The sequence below is a fragment of the Clostridium fungisolvens genome, assembly GCF_014193895.1.
In the GTDB taxonomy this organism is placed as follows: Bacteria; Bacillota; Clostridia; order Clostridiales; family Clostridiaceae; genus Clostridium_AR; species Clostridium_AR fungisolvens.
Map to the genome: position 1 here is coordinate 2180816 of NZ_BLZR01000001.1, position 19066 is coordinate 2199881.

Annotated in this window: 21 protein-coding genes; 15 read left to right on the forward strand and 6 right to left on the reverse strand. The window is 29.6% G+C overall.

Features of this window, described 5'->3' with window-relative positions; all coding sequences use genetic code 11:
- The first annotated feature begins 167 nt into the window (after positions 1-167).
- The 3 genes from fabF to bsdtw1_RS09225 are packed head-to-tail and all read left to right on the forward strand — an operon-like array spanning position 168 to position 2030.
- The gene (gene fabF / locus bsdtw1_RS09215; protein WP_183277284.1) at positions 168-1403 is read left to right on the forward strand and encodes a beta-ketoacyl-ACP synthase II; all 1236 of its coding nucleotides are present in this window, start codon (positions 168-170) and stop codon (positions 1401-1403) included.
- Positions 1400-1705 carry an MATE family efflux transporter gene (locus tag bsdtw1_RS23730; protein ID WP_371874751.1) on the forward strand — a complete coding sequence of 102 codons (306 nt, stop codon included), beginning with the start codon at positions 1400-1402 and terminating at the stop codon, positions 1703-1705. Before fabF ends, bsdtw1_RS23730 begins: the two co-directional genes overlap by 4 nt.
- A 46-nt stretch (positions 1706-1751) precedes the next feature.
- Entirely contained in the window at positions 1752-2030 is a 279-nt protein-coding gene (locus tag bsdtw1_RS09225; protein ID WP_183277286.1) for a metal-sensing transcriptional repressor, read from the forward strand.
- A 96-nt stretch (positions 2031-2126) separates the two neighbouring features.
- On the opposite strand, the gene bsdtw1_RS09230 is transcribed toward bsdtw1_RS09225, so the two are convergent.
- Complete coding sequence (locus bsdtw1_RS09230; RefSeq protein ID WP_183277287.1) at positions 2127-2951, reverse strand: ABC transporter permease; 825 nt, start codon at positions 2949-2951, stop codon at positions 2127-2129.
- Complete coding sequence (locus bsdtw1_RS09235; protein ID WP_183277288.1) at positions 2951-3865, reverse strand: ABC transporter ATP-binding protein; 915 nt, start codon at positions 3863-3865, stop codon at positions 2951-2953. Before bsdtw1_RS09235 ends, bsdtw1_RS09230 begins: the two co-directional genes overlap by 1 nt.
- A 333-nt stretch (positions 3866-4198) precedes the next feature.
- On the opposite strand from bsdtw1_RS09235, the gene bsdtw1_RS09240 reads away from it, so the two are divergent.
- The 7 genes from bsdtw1_RS09240 (at position 4199) to bsdtw1_RS09270 (ending at position 10892) form a co-directional block, all read left to right on the forward strand.
- Positions 4199-5407: a sensor histidine kinase gene (locus tag bsdtw1_RS09240; protein ID WP_183277289.1), complete on the forward strand. Its 1209-nt coding sequence runs from the start codon at positions 4199-4201 to the stop codon at positions 5405-5407.
- Positions 5408-5411: 4 nt separating this feature from the next.
- On the forward strand, positions 5412-6101 hold the full coding sequence (locus tag bsdtw1_RS09245) for a response regulator transcription factor (protein WP_183277290.1): 690 nt from the start codon (positions 5412-5414) through the stop codon (positions 6099-6101).
- Between the two features lie 61 nt (positions 6102-6162).
- Positions 6163-6621, forward strand: coding sequence for a GNAT family N-acetyltransferase (locus bsdtw1_RS09250; protein WP_183277291.1), 459 nt, complete (start codon positions 6163-6165; stop codon positions 6619-6621).
- 195 nt (positions 6622-6816) lie between these two features.
- A complete protein-coding gene (locus bsdtw1_RS09255) occupies positions 6817-7101 on the forward strand; it encodes an ArsR/SmtB family transcription factor (RefSeq protein ID WP_183277292.1) in 285 nt (94 codons plus the stop codon).
- A gap of 127 nt (positions 7102-7228) precedes the next feature.
- Positions 7229-9610: an endopeptidase La gene (gene lon / locus bsdtw1_RS09260; protein ID WP_183277293.1), complete on the forward strand. Its 2382-nt coding sequence runs from the start codon at positions 7229-7231 to the stop codon at positions 9608-9610.
- 472 nt (positions 9611-10082) lie between these two features.
- Positions 10083-10283, forward strand: coding sequence for a hypothetical protein (locus bsdtw1_RS09265; RefSeq protein WP_183277294.1), 201 nt, complete (start codon positions 10083-10085; stop codon positions 10281-10283).
- 162 nt (positions 10284-10445) lie between these two features.
- Complete coding sequence (locus bsdtw1_RS09270; protein ID WP_183277295.1) at positions 10446-10892, forward strand: NUDIX hydrolase; 447 nt, start codon at positions 10446-10448, stop codon at positions 10890-10892.
- A 93-nt stretch (positions 10893-10985) separates the two neighbouring features.
- Here the strand turns inward: bsdtw1_RS09270 and bsdtw1_RS09275 are convergent, their stop codons facing one another.
- Complete coding sequence (locus bsdtw1_RS09275) at positions 10986-11510, reverse strand: HXXEE domain-containing protein (RefSeq protein ID WP_183277296.1); 525 nt, start codon at positions 11508-11510, stop codon at positions 10986-10988.
- A gap of 156 nt (positions 11511-11666) precedes the next feature.
- Here bsdtw1_RS09275 and bsdtw1_RS09280 point away from each other — a divergent pair, with 156 nt between their 5' ends.
- The gene (locus bsdtw1_RS09280) at positions 11667-12224 is read left to right on the forward strand and encodes a TetR/AcrR family transcriptional regulator (protein ID WP_183277297.1); all 558 of its coding nucleotides are present in this window, start codon (positions 11667-11669) and stop codon (positions 12222-12224) included.
- 123 nt (positions 12225-12347) lie between these two features.
- Entirely contained in the window at positions 12348-13256 is a 909-nt protein-coding gene (locus tag bsdtw1_RS09285; RefSeq protein ID WP_183277298.1) for a Gfo/Idh/MocA family protein, read from the forward strand.
- Positions 13257-13347: 91 nt separating this feature from the next.
- On the opposite strand, the gene bsdtw1_RS09290 is transcribed toward bsdtw1_RS09285, so the two are convergent.
- Both bsdtw1_RS09290 and bsdtw1_RS09295 read right to left on the reverse strand, forming a co-directional pair.
- On the reverse strand, positions 13348-14601 hold the full coding sequence (locus tag bsdtw1_RS09290) for an MFS transporter (protein WP_183277299.1): 1254 nt from the start codon (positions 14599-14601) through the stop codon (positions 13348-13350).
- A 486-nt stretch (positions 14602-15087) separates the two neighbouring features.
- A complete protein-coding gene (locus tag bsdtw1_RS09295; RefSeq protein ID WP_183277300.1) occupies positions 15088-15309 on the reverse strand; it encodes a hypothetical protein in 222 nt (73 codons plus the stop codon).
- Between the two features lie 496 nt (positions 15310-15805).
- Between bsdtw1_RS09295 and bsdtw1_RS09300 the strand changes: the two genes are divergently transcribed.
- The 3 genes from bsdtw1_RS09300 to bsdtw1_RS09310 all read left to right on the forward strand — a co-directional run bounded on the left by bsdtw1_RS09300 (position 15806) and on the right by bsdtw1_RS09310 (position 18301).
- Positions 15806-16507, forward strand: coding sequence for a YoaK family protein (locus tag bsdtw1_RS09300; protein ID WP_244638139.1), 702 nt, complete (start codon positions 15806-15808; stop codon positions 16505-16507).
- Positions 16508-16951: 444 nt separating this feature from the next.
- Positions 16952-17833 carry a VOC family protein gene (locus bsdtw1_RS09305; protein ID WP_183277301.1) on the forward strand — a complete coding sequence of 294 codons (882 nt, stop codon included), beginning with the start codon at positions 16952-16954 and terminating at the stop codon, positions 17831-17833.
- A 51-nt stretch (positions 17834-17884) separates the two neighbouring features.
- Entirely contained in the window at positions 17885-18301 is a 417-nt protein-coding gene (locus tag bsdtw1_RS09310; protein WP_183277302.1) for a VOC family protein, read from the forward strand.
- A 118-nt stretch (positions 18302-18419) separates the two neighbouring features.
- Here bsdtw1_RS09310 and bsdtw1_RS09315 read toward each other — a convergent pair whose 3' ends face one another.
- A complete protein-coding gene (locus bsdtw1_RS09315) occupies positions 18420-19061 on the reverse strand; it encodes a hypothetical protein (RefSeq protein WP_183277303.1) in 642 nt (213 codons plus the stop codon).
- Positions 19062-19066 lie beyond the last annotated feature (5 nt).

Sequence of the window (19066 nt, forward strand, 5' to 3'; positions counted from 1 at the left end):
AGGTGATGTAAAGCAAGTTCAATTTATTATATCTGTAAACATATGAAAAGTAAATATATTAAAGGTTTAACATTTTATGTAGAGCGGTAAGTCATAATTTTTACACAGAGGTATTATTTTTTACATCTATATAATTATATTTAAAAAGCTAATTCAGGAGGTTTTTTATGAATAGAAGAGTTGTTATTACTGGTATGGGAGTAGTCACTTCAGTAGGAATAGGGGTTAATAATTTCTGGAAAGGAATTAAATCAGGAAAAAGTGGAATAAGCATGATTGAAAGGGTAGATGTTTCAGAAATGCCTACAAAAGTTGGAGCTGAGATAAAAGATTTTGATCCAAATAATTTTATGGATAGAAAAGAAGTAAAAAGAACAGATAGATTTTCTCAGTTTGCTCTTGCAGCAACAAAAATGGCAATAGAAGATTCTAAAATCGACTTAGATAAAATAGAAAAAGAAAGAATGGGAGTAATTATTGGTACAGGTATCGGTGGAATAGAAACTACTTTAGCACAGTATAATGTATTTTTAGAAAAGGGGCCAAACAGAGTAAGTCCGTTTTTAGTTCCGATGATGATACCTAATATGGCATCAGGACTTGTTGCGATAAAATACGGTGCAAAAGGCTTTAATGAATGTACTGTGACAGCTTGTGCAACTTCAACAAATTCAATTGGTGATGCTTTCAAAGCAATTCAAAGAGATGATGCAGATATTATGATAACAGGAGGATCAGAAGCTCCTATAACTGGACTTACTTTAGCAGGATTTTGTGCAAGTAAAGCAATGTCAACTAATCATGACCCTGCTTCTGCAAGCAGACCTTTCGATGTTGAAAGAGATGGTTTTGTGTTAGGAGAAGGTGCCGGTGTAATAATACTTGAAGAGCTTGAACACGCATTAAATAGAGGTGCAGATATAATCGCAGAAGTAGTAGGATATGGGTGTACTAATGATGCATATCATATAACTTCACCATCAGAAGGTGGCGAAGGAGCTGCAAGATGTATGACAAGAGCTATTAAAGATGCAGGAATAAATCCACAAGAGGTTGGATACATAAATGCTCATGGAACTTCTACTAATGCAGGTGATAAGTGTGAAACCTCTGCAATTAAAACTGTTTTTGGTGAACATGCTTACAAACTTTTAGTTAGTTCAACTAAATCAATGACTGGGCATTTACTTGGTGCTACTGGAGCAATAGAGGCTATTATAACTGCAGAGGCATTAAAAGAAGGATTTGCTCCTCCAACTATAAACTTAAATACACCTGATTCAGAATGTGATTTAAATTATGTTGCAAATAAGGGAGTAAGTGCCGATCTTAAATATGCTTTAAGTAATTCCTTTGGATTTGGTGGACATAATGCAACCTTAGTATTGAAGTCATATAAATAGTTGAATTTAATTATTTCTATATTTCATTTTTTACAGCTGTGGGAGTCGGTACAACTGCAGTTGTTTCTAGGAATATAGGGTTAAAAAATATAGGTAAAGCTTCTGAAGCAGTAAAACAATCAATATTACTTACAATTATTATCAGACTTATAATAGGATTTATTAGTTTTATTTTTGCAATTGTATTTAAATTTGGTCTTATAGGAATATGGTTAGCCTATTCCCTTGATATAACTATACGAGGTATAATACTATTATTAAGATTTTTAAAAGGAAGCTGGAAGGATATAAAGATTGATTAACATCTTAATAAAATCATAATTATTAAAGTTTTAGGGAGTACTACCAATGGAAAATCATAACCACAATCATCCAAGTCAAAAACAAGTAATTAATAGACTATCAAGGATAATTGGTCACGCTGAGGCAATTAAAAGAATGTGTGTTGAAGAAAAAGATTGCAGTGAAATATTAATTCAGATTGCTGCTGTTAAGTCTGCCTTAAACAATGTAGGCAAAATAATTTTGCAGGATCACATAAATCATTGCATAATTGATGCCGCTAAAAATGATGATGAAGAAGCCTTAGTAAAACTAAATAATGCAATTGAGAAATTTTTAAAGTGAGATAACAAAGAACATTTCACGACATTCAGTGATTTGTAGAGTTGGTATATTTAAAAATAGAAACATAAAAAAGAAGCGAACAAATTCGCTTCTTTTTTATTGGTGTGGATTAAAAACTTTAACTTTTGAGAAGTCAGCTTTATTAAATTGTATTACGCAAAGTATGAAGAAAATTAAACCCATACCTAATATAATAAATAGACCAAAGTAAGGTCTGATAATAAATCCATTCACATCAAAGGCAACACCTGCTTTAATTAAAGCATCGGTTGAGAAGTTATCCATTTTTAAGCTTATATATCTAAAGATTGAGGTTGTATAAGTGAGTGGATTTAAGTATACAAGAGGACGTAAAAGCTTAGGCATAACAGTAGTTGGGATATATGCACCGGATAAAAAAGTCAGAGGCATCGTAAATAGAGTAATTATAACTTGGAATGCAGCTGAATTTTTTGCAATAGAGGCTAAGTAAAGTCCTATGGAACCAAAGGTTACACCAACTGCAATCATCACACCTGTCATTTCTAAAAATTGAAGTGCATTAATTTTTAGTCCCATAAAGAGGGCGAAGATAATTACAAGTATTCCTTGAAGCACAGCTATTATTGCAGAAGAAAACACTTGTCCAATTGAAATCTGCCATCTTGCAACTGGTGAGACAATTATCTCTTTCATAAATCCCATGGATATGTCTTCAATTATATTTGTTGAATTGCTTAGTGCTGATTGAAAAACAGTCATTATTATTATTCCAGAAATAAGATAGTTTAGAGGTTGTTCAACTCCTGTAGTTGATGATTTCATTACGAATGAGAAGATAAATAAGAAAAATCCTGACATAAAAATTGAAGCGAATAATCTTATTTTATCTCTAGTAAAGTTAGTTAGGTTTCTTTGAATTATAGCAATCATTCCGCGCATTATAGTCTAATCTCCTTCCCAGTTATAGCTAAGAATACATCGTTTAATGTTCCTTTTTTTGTTTCAAAATCTATAATTTCATTTTTAAAACTTGAAGTCATTTCTAATATAGTTTCTAATTTACTAGAGTGAATGGTAAATACATCATCATCAAAATCATAATCTATTGAATTGTCCTTTAGGTGCTCAATAAGTTCTGCTATTTTTGAAGTTTTAATTTTAGTTATGTTAGAAGTATATTCTTTTTTTAGATTATACGGAGTATCAAAAGCTACTATTTTACCATGATCCATTATCGCCACTTTATCACATATCTCTGCTTCATCCATATAATGAGTAGTCAAAAATATAGTTATGTTTTTTTGTTTTTGAAGTTTATAAATGTATTCCCATATATTAGCTCTTGTTTGAGGATCCAGTCCAGTTGTAGGTTCATCTAAAAATAAAACCTTAGGATAGTGAACAAGTCCTCTAGCTATTTCTACTCTTCGCTTCATACCTCCTGAAAGACTTTGTACTGGAGCTTTTCGCCATTCTACTAGATCAACTAAATCTAGAACGAAATCGATTCTGTTTTTTATATCTTTTTTAGGAACATTGTAAAATTCACAATGAAACTTTAAATTTTCTTCAACAGTGAGTTTTCCATCTAGAGTACTATCTTGAAAAACAATACCTATACTATTTCTTACTTTGCTCTTATTATCAGAAACTTCATAACCGTTTATTTTTAAAACTCCTTCAGTTTTATCAATTATAGTGCAAAGTGTATTTATGGTTGTACTCTTGCCAGCTCCATTTGGTCCAAGGAAAGCAAATATTGATCCTTCTGCTACTTCGAAGGAGATATTATCTACTGCTTTAAAATCACCATATTGTTTAGTGAAATTTTTTACTTCTATTATATTACTCATATTTATAGCCTCCTGATTAAGTTTTGTTCATGAGGATATATTAAATCTTAATTTTAAACTTATACTAAAGCATTTTTAAAGATTTTATAAAGAATTTTAAAATCTTCTTAAAATATGGCGCAGTACAATAAAAAGCTATTATTATTTAAGCTTTGCAAGTATAATCTTAGTGAATACTTAAGTGTAAAATACATTCTACTAATAAAGAAGTAAGAGATCTAAATTAGTTTTATGTTTAAATTAACTTTATAAAATCTTTATAATTAGTTTAAAGTATTTTTAATAATAACTTTTACAATGATTTTATAAAATAAAAATTAGCAGGTGAGTATAATGAAAAATAATAGACGGTTTAAGAATACAATCTACAGAATAAGTAAACGGATTATAGCACACAAAGAAATGCATGAGAAGCAGCATCAGTTACATATGGAATACCAAAAAAGGATTCATGATATGAATAATTTTTATAGGCATAGTAATGAATTTCAAAGGTATAGAAATCATATAAGATACACAAGGCCTTTTATAGTAGTTTTTAACTTAATCATATGGTTTTTAATATTTCGTTTTTTAGGAATTAAGACCTTAAGTGTCATATTTGCATTACTAGTTAGTATTGGAGGAGTAGTTGAGTTTTTCTTTCTTGCTAACTTGGAAAAGAGAATATTTAAACCAATAAATCAGCTTAAAGGCGGAGTAGAAGAAGTAGCTAAAGGCAATTACGATATAAAGGTTGATTGTGAGATTGAAAACGAGATTGGCGTTTTAGTAAAATCATTTAATGAAATGGTTAATAAGTTAAAAGAAGGTGAAGTGCTAAAACAACAATATGAAGAGAATAGGAAATCTCTCATTGCAAATATTTCTCATGATTTAAAAACTCCAATTACATCAATTCAAGGTTATATTGAAACTATGGCTGATAGAAATGATATTCCGTTAGAAACAGTAAATAAGTATCATCAGATTATATATAATAATGCAGCCTATATGAATAAACTTATAGATGATTTGTTTCTATTTTCAAAATTAGATATGCAAAAACTGGAGTTTGATTTTCAAGAAATAAGTATTAAAGATTTTATGGCAGATTTGATGGAAGAGTTTAATTTTGAACTTGAAGATAGGTCAATAGCCTTTGATTATATAGATATGTTAACAAGGAAACTAAAAGTGAAGATAGACTTAAAAAGAATTCACCAAGTGTTCAAAAATATAATCGGAAACGCTATTAAATATGGCAATGAAAAAGATATACAAATAAATGTAAAGTTATACGAGAGTGGAAATTTTATACAAATTGATATTATGGATAATGGCCCAGGTATACCGGAAGATAAATTACCGTATATCTTTGATAGGTTTTATAGAATAGATTATGCTAGAACAAAAAACTTGATGAGTACGGGGCTGGGACTTGCAATTTCTAAAGAGCTGGTTGAAGCACATGGCGGAAAAATTAAAGTAAGCAGTAGACAAGATGAAGGAACCTGCTTCACTATAATACTTCCTGCAAAAGAACATATGAAGGGAGAATAAAGTTATGAAGATTTTAATTATAGAAGATGATTTAAATATTGCAGAGATGGAAAGAGATTTTTTACAATTAAATGGATATAGCACTGAAATTGTTCAGGATGGAACAGAAGGGTTAAAGATGGCTTTAACAGGACATTATGAAGTTGTTATAGTTGATTTGATGCTTCCTGGTAAGAGTGGATATGAGATAACTAAAGAGATAAGAAAAAGTCTCGAAATCCCTATTATAGTAGTTTCTGCTAGAACTGAAGATATTGATAAGATACGAGTTTTAGACTTTGGAGCAGATGATTATATGACTAAACCATTTAGTCCAGCAGAATTGACAGCTAGAATTAAATCTCATATAAATAGATATAATAGGCTTAAAGGGAACATGGAAGCTAAGGAAATTATAATTAGAGGTGGTCTTGAAATAAATACTTCATCTCATAGGGTTTCTGTATATAGCAAGGAAATTCAGCTTACGTCAAAAGAATATTCAATATTGTTATTGCTTGCGTCTAACCCTAATATCGTTTTTACTAAAGAACATATCTTTGATAAAATTTGGGGAGATGAGTTTTTTGGAGATACAGCAACAGTACCTGTTCATATTCAGAAGATAAGAAAAAAGATCGAAAAGGATCCATCTAATCCAGAATTTATTGAAACTTTATGGGGAACCGGTTATAGATTTAAACAAAGCAAGTAGAAACAAACTGAAATAATAAAGATTATTTACATAGATATTAAAGATAGAAGATGAGGAAAAGATGAAATTTGATTTTAGAATACCAAAAGAAGAAGATTCATTACAAATAGCAACTTGGAAATATGAGGATGAGTATTCTTTCTATAGCAATGATAAAACAAAGGAAAAGCAAGAATGGGCATTAAATATTCATACTGAAGAAGATGCTTTCACAATTTTTGATGAAAGTAATAAACTTGTTGGACATTGTAGTTTTGATGATGAAGAAGGTGAAATAATTCTGGGACTGCAAATGGAACCAGGTTTTACAGGCCAAGGCAACGGCTATGAATTTGTTAAAGCAATTTTAGATTTTGGAAAAAAGAAATATGGCTATGATAAAATTTCACTTTATGTTGCTAAGTTTAACAAAAGAGCAATTAGAGTTTATGGAAAACTTGGATTTCATAAAATAGATGATTTTACATGGGAAATATATAATGAAAAAGTAGAGTTTTTTGTCATGGAAAAGTGTTATTGAAGTGGCTTATCTACAAGTATATAACAAATAAATAAAGTTAATTTGAAAATCGCCATTAATATGGTGATTTTTTTGCTGTTTAAAAGATTGTAAAATTTGATAATCAATTATATTGACAATGAAATAACCTTATGATAGTATAATAACAATAATTCGATAGATATCGAAATATAAAACGATCAGGAGAAAATCTGCATGAAACTTGATGATAATACAATTGGACAGGCAGTTAAAGTTTATAAGGCTTTAGGAGAACCAACAAGAATAAGAATTATTAAAATTTTATATAGAATTGATGAATTGAATTGTAATGAAATTGAAGACAAAGCTTGTATATGTGCAAAATCAACATTATCACATCATATGAAACAGCTAGCAGATTGCGGATTGATTGAACTACGTAAGGATGGTATATATCATTATTACAGTTTAAACAGAGAGGTATTAAAGAATTTTGTTTCACTAGATTGGGATGACTAGCATAAAAGCTAATTTGGACAAGATATATTTTTTATCATATAGTTCTATAAATATAGAACTATGAAAGTATTCTGATAAGAGAACAAATTAATGACTGTCATAGTCAAAATAATGGAGATGAATAAAAATGAATAATTTAGATATAAAAAAGGAATTACCTTTAATAATTATACCTAATACAGTGCTTTTACCTGGTAAGAGTATTACAGTGAAAACAAGTAAAGAAGTAGGTGACAGCTTCTATAACAGAGTTGTGGCAGAAGATAACTATGGTATTGTTTTAGCTATAAAAGATGGAAAGCAACTAGAAGCATATGAAGAAAATGACTTTTATACCATAGGAACGTTAATAAAGTTAGAGGAAAGAAAACCAATTAAGGATGGATATCACTTTGTTATTGATGTACTTGAAAGAGTAGCAGCAGATGAATTTATTAGAGATGGTGAGGATTTTAGAGTAACTTTCAACTATGTACCAGATGTTATAGATTTAGATCTTAATAATCAAAATGAGATGATGTCACATATTAAGACCTTGGTAGGTGAGATAAGTGGTCATTTTAAGGGTTCAGAAGCATATGTTGATTACATTAAGAAATTGGATGATATTACTGCTACAATAGCTTATTTATTCCCATTTATGAATATAAACTTTGAAGCTAGACAAGCTTTCCTGGAGATTCGCTCTCTAAGAGAGAAGAGTTTGAGATTTTTAGATATTTTGATAGAACAACGTGAAGCCATAAAGTTTCAAGTAGAGATATCAGAGAAATACAATAGCAAGGTTAATAAAAATTATAGAGAGCAAATGCTTAGACAACAGCTTAAAGCTATTCAAGAAGAGCTAAACGAAACTGATGATAGTAAGAGTAAAGGTAAAAAAGATTATAAAGAATTAATTGAAACTGCAAATATGCCTGAAGATGTTAAAGAAGTTGCTCTTAATGAGCTTGATAAATTAGAGAGACAAAGCCAAAATAGCACTGAAGGAAATGTTATCAGAAATTATCTAGATTTACTTACAAGTTTACCTTGGGGGAAAAGTGAAGTAAGAGATATTGATATAGCTGCAGCAAGAGACTTACTGAACAGTAAACATTACGGACTTGATAAGGTTAAAGATAGAATAATCCAACACCTTACAATAATGAAATTAAAACAAAATAAACAAGGTTCGATTTTACTTCTTGTAGGGCCTCCAGGGACAGGTAAAACAAGTTTAGGTAAAAGTATTGCAGAAGCTTTAAATCGCAAATATGTAAGAGCTAGTCTTGGTGGCGTTAGGGATGAATCTGAGATAAGAGGACATAGAAGAACTTATGTTGGAGCACTACCAGGAAGAATAATTCAAGGTATGAAGAAGGCAGGAGAAAAGAATCCAGTTTTCATATTAGATGAAATTGATAAATTAAGTGCATCAGCAAACGGAGACCCATCTAGTGCACTACTAGAAGTTTTAGATCCAGAGCAAAACAATAGCTTCTCAGACCATTATCTAGAGGTTCCATATGATTTGTCAGAGGTTTTCTTTATAGCAACTGCAAACTCATTAAGGGATATTCCAGGGCCATTGAGAGATAGAATGGAAATCATTGATATAAGCAGTTATACAAGCCATGAAAAGTTTTATATAGCAAAAGAGCATTTAGTCAAAGCTGTGCTTGAAGATCATGGATTAAGCAGTGAACAACTAGTAATTGAAGATGATGCATTAAAGGTAATTATAGAGAAATATACAAGAGAGGCCGGTGTAAGAGGTTTAAAGAGACAATTATCAAAAGTTGCTAGAGTTTCTGCAGAAAAAATAGTTACTGGCGGTATTGATTTACCTTATACAATTAAGGCTGAAATGCTTACAGATATTTTAGGACATAATGCAATTCAGTATGATAGAGCTAACGAAAAGAATGCTCCAGGAGTTGTAACTGGACTTGCTTGGACGCCAGTTGGTGGAGATATATTATTCATTGAAGGTGTATATATGCCGGGAAATGGACAACTCATTCTTACTGGGCAACTTGGAGATGTAATGAAGGAATCTGCAAAGATTTCACAAAGTCTTATACGTTCAAGACTTGCTTTAAGCCTAAAGAACTTTGAGTTCAATAAAAATGATTTGCATATCCATGTACCAGCAGGAGCTACTCCAAAAGACGGTCCTTCAGCAGGAGTTGCATTGTTCACAACTATAGCTTCTTTAATAACTGGTCGTGAAGTAGATCCAAAGCTGGCTATGACAGGAGAAATATCCTTAAGAGGTGCTGTGCTTCCAGTTGGTGGTATTAAGGAAAAAGTGCTTGCAGCACATCGTGCAGGTATAAAGAGAGTAATTCTTCCAAAAGGAAATGAAAAAGATATTGATGACATTCCAGTTGAAGTAAGAAATGATTTGAAGTTTATTCTTGTTGAAACAATTGAAGATGTATTAAGAGAAACAATTAATATGAATTTGCCAAATCCTAATGTTCTTAATATAGCAGAAGAAATAGAACAATTAATCACGATATAACTTAACTGCGGAAAATAATTAAGATGATTATTACATTATAATTTATAAAAAATATCCTATAGGTAGATTTTAAACAAATGCTACTCTATAGGGTATTTTTGTATTAAAATATTACACTGTTAAATTGCAGTGCTGAAATTAAGTGGTTATGCATCCAATGCGTTATATCTACTTAATTTCAATAATACTTTTATATATAGCCTAAATAATAACCAATAAGATATAACTATCTGAAACTTATATAAAATTTGAATCTTGAGATAGAAGTTATTATTGCGGATTAAGAGAGTATATGATAAGATATGGTGAAAATCAAAAAAATAACTAATAAATCACGGTGGATTTGATTTGAAATTACAAAATAATATATATTTATAGGAAGTGAGGATTTAGTGATGCTGTACCACAATATACAGTTAATCATTAACTAAAATTTATGACAAATGATGAAATATATAAGCGTATAATGGTCATGACTAGTGTTAAAAGTGCAATTGCCTTTATAAAAACTAGTGAAATAAATAAAGCTGATTTAGTTAAACTATGTAAGAGATATAATATAAATATTATAGAAGGAAAAGCTACTAAGGAAGAAATCATTGATAGATTTGTAAAAGAAACACTTGGCGTTAAGTTAAGAAAAAAGGCTGTTCATAGATATAATACGAAATAATGGTGAAGGTAAATTCCTTATTGTTGGAAGTTACCTTCTTTTTAAATTTAAAAGATAATAGTATTTTATTAAATAGAATAGTTCCTTTAACTTGTGAATAAGAAGCTGATAAAATGATAATGACTAAAGTTAGTAATTTTTATGAAAGGATTAAGAACAAATATGGACTATGTAAAATACATACGTGAAAAAGTAAAACATGACGCAATAAATCTTACAGGTGTAAATGTTTTGATAATAAATGATAAAAACGAGGTGTTGCTTCAAAAAAGAGGGACATATCCTTTTAAATGGGGACTTATAGGTGGGATAACTGAACTTGGTGAATCTCTCGAAGAAACAGCAATTAGAGAGGCAAAAGAAGAAACTGGTCTGGATATTCAAGAACTAGAGCTACTTGGAACTACTTCAGGTGGAAAATGCTATATTGAGTTCCCAAATGGAGATAAAGCATATTTTATTTCTATTGGTTATGTTAGTAAAAGCTTTAGTGGAAAGCTAACAATTGATAACAATGAAACAAAAGAATTAAAATTTTTTAGTTATAAAAATCTTCCTGAAGATATACCTAACAGCCATAAAATAATGATCAATAAATATTATAAATAATTATAAAGCTTAATAAGCTAAAATGATAATATTTGCATTAATATGCTTTAATTTAGGTAAGAGATACTAATATAATATCTCTTACTTTTTTTATTATATTTTCATAAATCGATTTAACCAGCAGTCTACTGAAGACATCAATTTATGAAGTGCAAATATATTTGCAATCATAATAATTGTGCTTAAAAGTATTGAGATTATGAGCGATATGGCTGCAAAATTAACTAAAATATAAACTTTATAAATCATGTAAATTGAAATGGGAAAAAGAATAATACTTGTTATTGTAGCGGGAATATATTTCTTAAAGATAAACAACTGAACGAAATGCAGGATTAGATGAAAAGTAAAAGCAATAAATATTCCATACCAAGCTAGATAATTATCACTTAGTGATGAGAATAAAGTAACAAAGGATATGATTATAAATTCCTCTGCAACACCAAATGAAAAAGCAGCTGTTGATGCATTAAAATTGAAAGGGATATGTCCCTTCGCAATAGATGAGATCTTAGTCTCATTCCTTTTCGACCAAGCATTAAACATAATTATTTCTTCAAAATCGTGAAGCATAAAAATAATAGGGAAAAGCCAAATAATCATAGATAAATCTTTCATTTAGTTAGACCTCCTTATATTTTATATTAGTGACTCACTTGTGTCACTTGGTAATTTTTAGTATAATATTTTATATGGAATTAGTCAATAAAATCGGAACAAGTGCTACAATTGCTGATTAAATGTGTCATTTATTATGTAAAAGGAGGTGAATCTATGGAAAAAGAAAGTTCTAATCCAATATCTATTCAATCTAAAGAATGGCTAATCAAAGCATTGATTAATTTACTTAAAGAGAAACATTATGATGATATTACTGTAACTGAAATAGCAGATAAAGCGCAATTAGCAAGGAGAACATTTTATAGAAATTTTGATAGTAAAGAAGCTGTGTTAAATTCATTTATACAAAAGTTAGTATCAGAATATATAGAAGATTTGTCGAAGGAGAAAAGCTTAGAAGTATTTGATATTGCTAAGGTTTATTTCACTTTTTGGTGCAGGCATTTAGAGTTTTTGAGATTAATGGACAAAAATGATTTGTTACATATCATTCTTAAAGCTTATAATGATTTTTTGCCAATTATACACAAAAAATTTAAGGGTGAAAATAGATTTGAAGAAAATGATATATTAGAGTATATACTAGCCTTTAGTGGAGGAGGATTTTGGAATATGCTAGTTGCATGGGTAAAAAGTGGTGCAAAGAAAACTCCTGTAGAAATGGCAGAATTAGTTAATAAAATAATTGGAAAGTCTGCTTTTTTAGAATAAGAAAAATTTAAGTATTTTAGTAAAATTAATAAAATGGTATTAGAAACTTTTTTAAATATTGTTTGTTATAATAAAAATTTTTTATTGAAAAGTAATATATAATTACTATTATGAGGTGAGAAAATGAGGGTTGGAATTATTGGATTAGGGGACATTGCTAAAAAAGCATACTTACCTGTTCTTTCAGAAAAAGAAGATATAGAGTTAGTTTTATGCACAAGAAATTCTGTAACATTAAACAATTTAGCAGAAAAGTATAGGATTAAAGAAAAGTATAATACAGTAGAAGAACTTATAAGAAGTGGCATTGATGCAGCTTTTGTAAGCACTGCTACTGAGGCTCACTTTGAAGTGGCTGAAAAACTTATAAAACATGGTGTAAACGTATATATAGATAAACCTGTTTCTATGAATTATGATGAGACCAAGAGTATAGTAAAGCTTGCTAAGGAAAGTGGAAAAATTGCAATGGTTGGTTTCAACAGAAGATTCATACCAATTGTAAAGGAATTGAAAGCTAAAGGAAAACCAACAATAATTATTATGCAAAAAAATAGATTTGCATTACCTGATAAGGTTAGAAGATTTATTGTTGAGGACTTTATCCATGTTGTAGATACCTTGAGATTTTTGATGGGAACTGAAGTTAAAGATCTAAAGGTACAGTATCTAAGAAATGGTGAACTATTAGATAATCTAGTAATACAACTCACAGGTGATGGTGTTATCGCTATTGGAATTATGAATAGAAATGGTGGAGTCACAGAAGAGATTATAGAATACATGACAAGTAGGGATAAATATGTAATTGATAATTTGACTGAAACAACACATTTTCATAATAAAGATATAAAAGTATCTAAATTTGGAGATTGGGAGCCAACTTTATTTAAACGAGGATTTTATCAAATAATAGATCATTTTATTGATTGCGTTAGAAATAATACAGAGCCTATGCCATCTATCTCTGATTCATTAATTACACATGAGCTTTGCGAGAAGATCGTAAAATATATAGATGATGAAGCTTAAAGAAAGTTTGATTTATTTAATAGTTAAAAAATAACCAGTGAGAATACTCACTGGTTATTTTTCGCTAATAATTTATGAAGTCAATCCAAGTTTAGGATGCAGTATTTTCATCGAGTTGATAACTTTTTATATCCTCAAACTTGTTAACATTTAAAATTGAAGGGAAAAGTTTCATCCAGCTTAATACAACTAGTATTGTTCCGATACCTCCTACTAGAGCTGCTAGTTGTGGTCCCAGAAGTGCAGCTGTAGCACCAGATTCAAATTCACCTAATTGATTGGACGTACCAATAAAAATCATATTTACTGAACTTACTCTACCTCTCATAAAGTCTGGTGTTTCTAGCTGTACAAGAGTTGAGCGAATAACAACACTTATAACATCCGAAGCTCCTAGAACGAATAATGCTATGAAAGATATAATGACAGACTTAGATATTGCAAATACTATAGTTGATAAACCAAAGAAAATTACTGCAGTGAACATAGTACGTCCAACATTTTTCTTTAATGGTTTTTTAGCTAGATAAGCTGACATAAGTAATGCACCTACTGCTGGAGCAGATCTAAGTATACCAAGTCCGAAGGATCCTATCTTTAAAATTTCGCTTGCATATATAGGTAGAAGCGCGGTAGCCCCTCCAAATAATACTGCAAATAAATCTAGAGATATTGCTCCAAGAATAATTGGTCTTCCTTTTATAAAGGAAATTCCAGCAAAAAGTGTCTTTAAGCTAGCTGGTTCAGCCTTAGTTTCTTCTTTTCTCATTATAAGCTGAGAAATCAAAATACTAGATATAAATATTAAAATACCAGTTAATCCATACACCAGGGTTGGACCAAAAGCATAAAGTATCCCACCAACTCCAGGTCCTATAATAACTGCAAACTCAGACACAGAAGACATTAAAGCAGAAGCTCTTGGGAAAATGTCTTTACTCACAATGTTTGGGAGTAGAGCTTGCATTGGAGGGCCTTGAAATGAGTGTGCAACAGCGATGAGGAATATTATTATAAGAAATCTTTCTTTTGTAATCCATTCACTATAACTTCCGTAAGCTAAAGCTAGTATTGCTGTTCCCTCAAATATTTGACTTATAGTAATTATTTTTCTTCTATCGTATCTGTCTGCAAGATGTCCAACGAATAGTGATAATAGAAGCATAGGTAGAAATTGAACTAGTCCAACTAATCCTAAATAAAATGCAGAATGAGTCATAGAATACATCTGCCAGCCTATAGCTACAGTTAGCATTTGATAGGCAAAGTTTGTAGATACTCTTGCTACCATTAACAATCTAAGTGACTTATTTTGTAGAAGAGCTGGAGTTTTTGTAGTGTTCATTATGTTCAGCGCCTTTCTGTAGATGATTGCAAATTATAAATAGATATGATAGTTTATTTAGCTTTAATAAATATATTTTTATTTAACCTTTATGTTATATAACGCTCGTATTAATACGGATGAATAATTTAAATTTTAAGTTTAGTATATTAAAATATATTAATTGATTAAATTATTTTATTATTATAACGCTATTGATAGTATATAACACAGACACATAAGTATCAAGCTCAACATTAGTCTAGATAAATTGAATATGCCTCAAAATACTTTACTTTAGTAGGATATTGAATCCAATAGAATTCTCTATTTATTCAACTTTTCAGATCTTGACATTAATGCAAAATGAAAATTTTAACTAAAAAATAAAAGTATCTAATGATAATATGTAGACACTTTTATTTTTTACTTTCTTAAATATAGTTGAAGAACCACTTTCAAAGAATTTGAAATAGAATTACTTTATAAATTCACTAAACATTACAGCTAATCTACTATATTCTCAATTCTATTCATTTTTTTTACTAACCATTCCACAGCTTCTTTACTAGTACTAAATTCTTCATTTGTACTACTTACATAAGAATATCCTTCTTTATCATCTATGCTTTCAATAAATAGATTATTTGTCTCATTTTTTAAGATTATTTCTCCTTTTGATTCAAGTACATCTATCAACTCATCAATAACTTTCTGATTTTTTTCCATAAGTTAACCCCTTTCTTATATTTTATAAACATATGTTTTACAAATTGAATGTTTTTATGACTATTCTAAGATGATTTATACCAATCTATCTTTCATTTTAGCTTTGGATATATTCAGTATATATAAACTAGTTCATATTAGAATTTATCCAAATAAAGATTCGTAGAACAATCGAAATCTTAATTTGGAGTTTAATGACTGAAGTAGTTTATCAGTTTATCTATATATTACTTAAGAATTTGAGAAAAATTAGGATCGAATTTGTAAAAAACATAAGAATAACTTTGTAGAACGCAAATAAAAGCATATGTAAAGATTTAGATTCTAAGTAAAATCCCTTGTTAGCATAGTTATTTTATTATAAAGATAAAAAATGAGGATATATGGTATTTTTTGCTTTAAGATCGTAAGATAAAAATTTTTAATAGTGCTATAATATTTTTGGAAGCTATTCCACACAACCGGATTTTACAGATTTATTTAGGAGGCTTTAGAAGTGATTAGCAAGGTGTATGATATAAGAGATATAAGAACTGATTCAAAATATGAAATTCATGAGACTGTGGTTTTCGGAATGTTACTTGCCATTGTTGGAGGCTTTTTAGATTCCTACACTTTTATATCAAGAGGAGGGGTCTTCTCAAATGCTCAAACAGGAAATATAGTATTTTTGGGGATATATGGTTCACAAGGGCAATGGGCTCAGGCCTTTGAACATCTTCCACCTATATTAGCATTTATACTAGGGGTTTTACTAACGGAGATTGTTAAAGGAAATTCGCCAAAACTTTTTACTCAACAATGGGGTAAAGTTATTTTGATTTTAGAAATTGCAGTACTTTTTATAACTGGTTTTATGCCTAAGGGGGCTACTGATACTGTTGTGAATGTTATAATTTCCTTTGTATCATCACTTCAAATAGCATCCTTTAGAAAACTAGGAGATTGTCCTTATAGCACAACTATGACAACAGGTAATCTTAGAACAGCATGTGAAGCAGTTTATATTGCGATAACTCATAAAGACAAGAAAGCTAAAAGTCGAGCGATAAAACTTTTTACTATAATAGCATCATTTATAGCAGGAGCTTTTTTAGGTGCCATATTAACTATTGTTTTTAGTGTAAAAGCTATATGGGTTGCAGCGTTGATTTTATCTTTTAATGTAGCACTGTTTAGTATAAAGAAACAGAGATAAAGATGAAACACTTCAATTTAAAAATATGAATTTTATAATAAATAGCATTCTATAATTATAAAACTAGAGTTTATAAGAATCACTAAGAGGTGATTCTTTTTTACTTTAAACAAAAGTATTAAATTTTTGCTATACAGTGATAAATTAAACTTATTCGACTGCCAAACTTTCAGTATATACATTCGGAAAGGCAGATGAGGAAAAACTTTTTTTCTCAAACATAAAATAGTAGTGTAGGAATGATGTTTTTGTTGAATAATATAAACTGATTAGGATAAAGATGATAAAATAAGTTTCAGATTATACTTGTTAATCTGAAAGTTTTTTAACAAGTAATAAAATAATTGCAACTTGAAGGAATTATGGAAAACATAGAGAATAATGATATAAATGAAAACTTTTATCAATATGTATGTCGAAAAATATCTAGTTAGGAGAGGTTATATGTCAAAAATAATACCTTATATATGGTATGATGACCAAGCAGAAGAAGCAGCAAAGTTTTATGTTTCTATATTTAAAAATTCAAGAATCAATGATAATTCATTTTATGCAGAAGGTCTGCCAAAGCCTAAGGATAGTTTAATGAGTGTAAGTTTTGAATTATGTGGTCAAGATTTTGTAGCCCTAAATGGTGGCCCATATTTTACAATAACACCTGCGATATCTTTCTTTGTTAATTGTGAGACCTTGGATGAAGTAGAAAGTATCTGGCAACTGATGAGCAAAGACGGCATAGTTCTTATGGAATTAGGAGAATATCCTTTTAGTGAGAGGTTTGGTTGGATCCAGGATAAGTTTGGGGTAACATGGCAGATAAATCTTTCAAACCAAAAGCAAAGTATATGTCCAGCATTAATGTTCTTTGGTGATAATTACAGAAAAGCTCACGAAGCTATGAAATTCTATACATCTATATTTGAAGATTCAAAGATTGACTCAATTGAATTTTATAATGATGGTGAAGTAGATACTGAAGAATCAGTCAAGAAAGCTGTTTTCATACTTAGATCTCAAAATTTCATGGCAATGGATAGTAGTATTAATCATGAATTTACTTTTACACCAGCAATATCATTCTTTGTTGATTGTGAAACTCAAGAACAAATAGATAATTTTTGGGAAAGACTTTCTTATCAAGGTGAAAAGGGCCAATGTGGATGGTTAGAAGATAAATATGGAGTTTCATGGCAAATAGTACCTTCAGTTCTAGGTGAACTTTTAAACAGCGCAGATGAAAAAAGAGCACAGCAAGCTACAGATGCTATGCTAAAAATGAATAAACTGGATATAGATACTTTAAAAAAAGCATATGAGCAAGATTAAATACTGTTAAAGCATTAAAGATATTTAAAAAATTTTGAGGAGTTGAAGAAGATGGCTATACAAGTATATCTAAATTTTAATGGAAACTGTAGAGAAGCAGTGGAATTTTATTCAGAAGTTTTTAACACTGAAAAGCCTCAAATAATGACTTTTGGTGAAAATGCATCTGATCCAAATTTTGTTATACCCGAAGAAGCAAAAAATTTAGTATTACATACAAGACTTGAAATCAGAGGAACTACTATAATGTTTTCTGATACATTCCCTGGTATGCCTTTTACTCAAGGAAATAATTTCAGTCTAACATTAGTTACTAATGATATAGAAGAAGTTAAGTCATATTATGACAAATTAAAAGAAGATGGTACAGTTGATATGGAGCTTCAAGAAACCTTTTGGAGTAAATGTTATGGTTCATTGACAGATAAGTTTGGAATACAATGGCAGCTTAGTTATGAGGGGAAATAAAATTTTAAGTAATTAAGGTAAAAGATAAATAATAAGTTATACATGCCCTAAATTCTTGTACTTTTATTATTTAGGCATGCATAACTTAATTGTTGAAGTTAGCTTTCAATAACTTATATTAGTGAGGTATTACCCAAGTAAATATAAAGCCAATAAATAGACTTCCAAAGGTTGCTATTAAAATTCCCCAGAGCACAATTCTGATAATCAATTTTATTAAAGATTCTTTTCTTTTTATAATTTTAACTCCTTCTTTGGTTAAAATATTTAAAATATCAAGATAATTATTATTAAAGAAGTAAATTTCATGGGTATCTTTATTTTTAGATATTATAGTTATAGTTTTTCTATCTCTTCTTGTAATTTCTTTTACAAATTCTATCTGATTAAAATAATACCACTTGATTTTTATAATTTCATGAATCATATTTGCATATGCTACGTATAATCTTTTGTTAGTTACTATAATTATTGAATTTCTGCCTACATCTCCCCAAAATAGTGAGGATGATATTATTTGTGCACCAGTTGTTTTTGCTGTGATTCCCCAAATTATTTTTTGTACTGCTTCATCTGGTTTAAAGTCCTTTTCAATATTAGATATTCCTCTATTAAAATTTGATTTTAAAACAGAGTTCTTTATTCTATCTTTCATTTCTTCAAGCTTTTCATCATTTAACTTTTGACCATCATATTTATTTGATTCATCTTCACTTAAATAAATATCATTATATGAAATAAGCATATTTCTTTCATTCATATAAA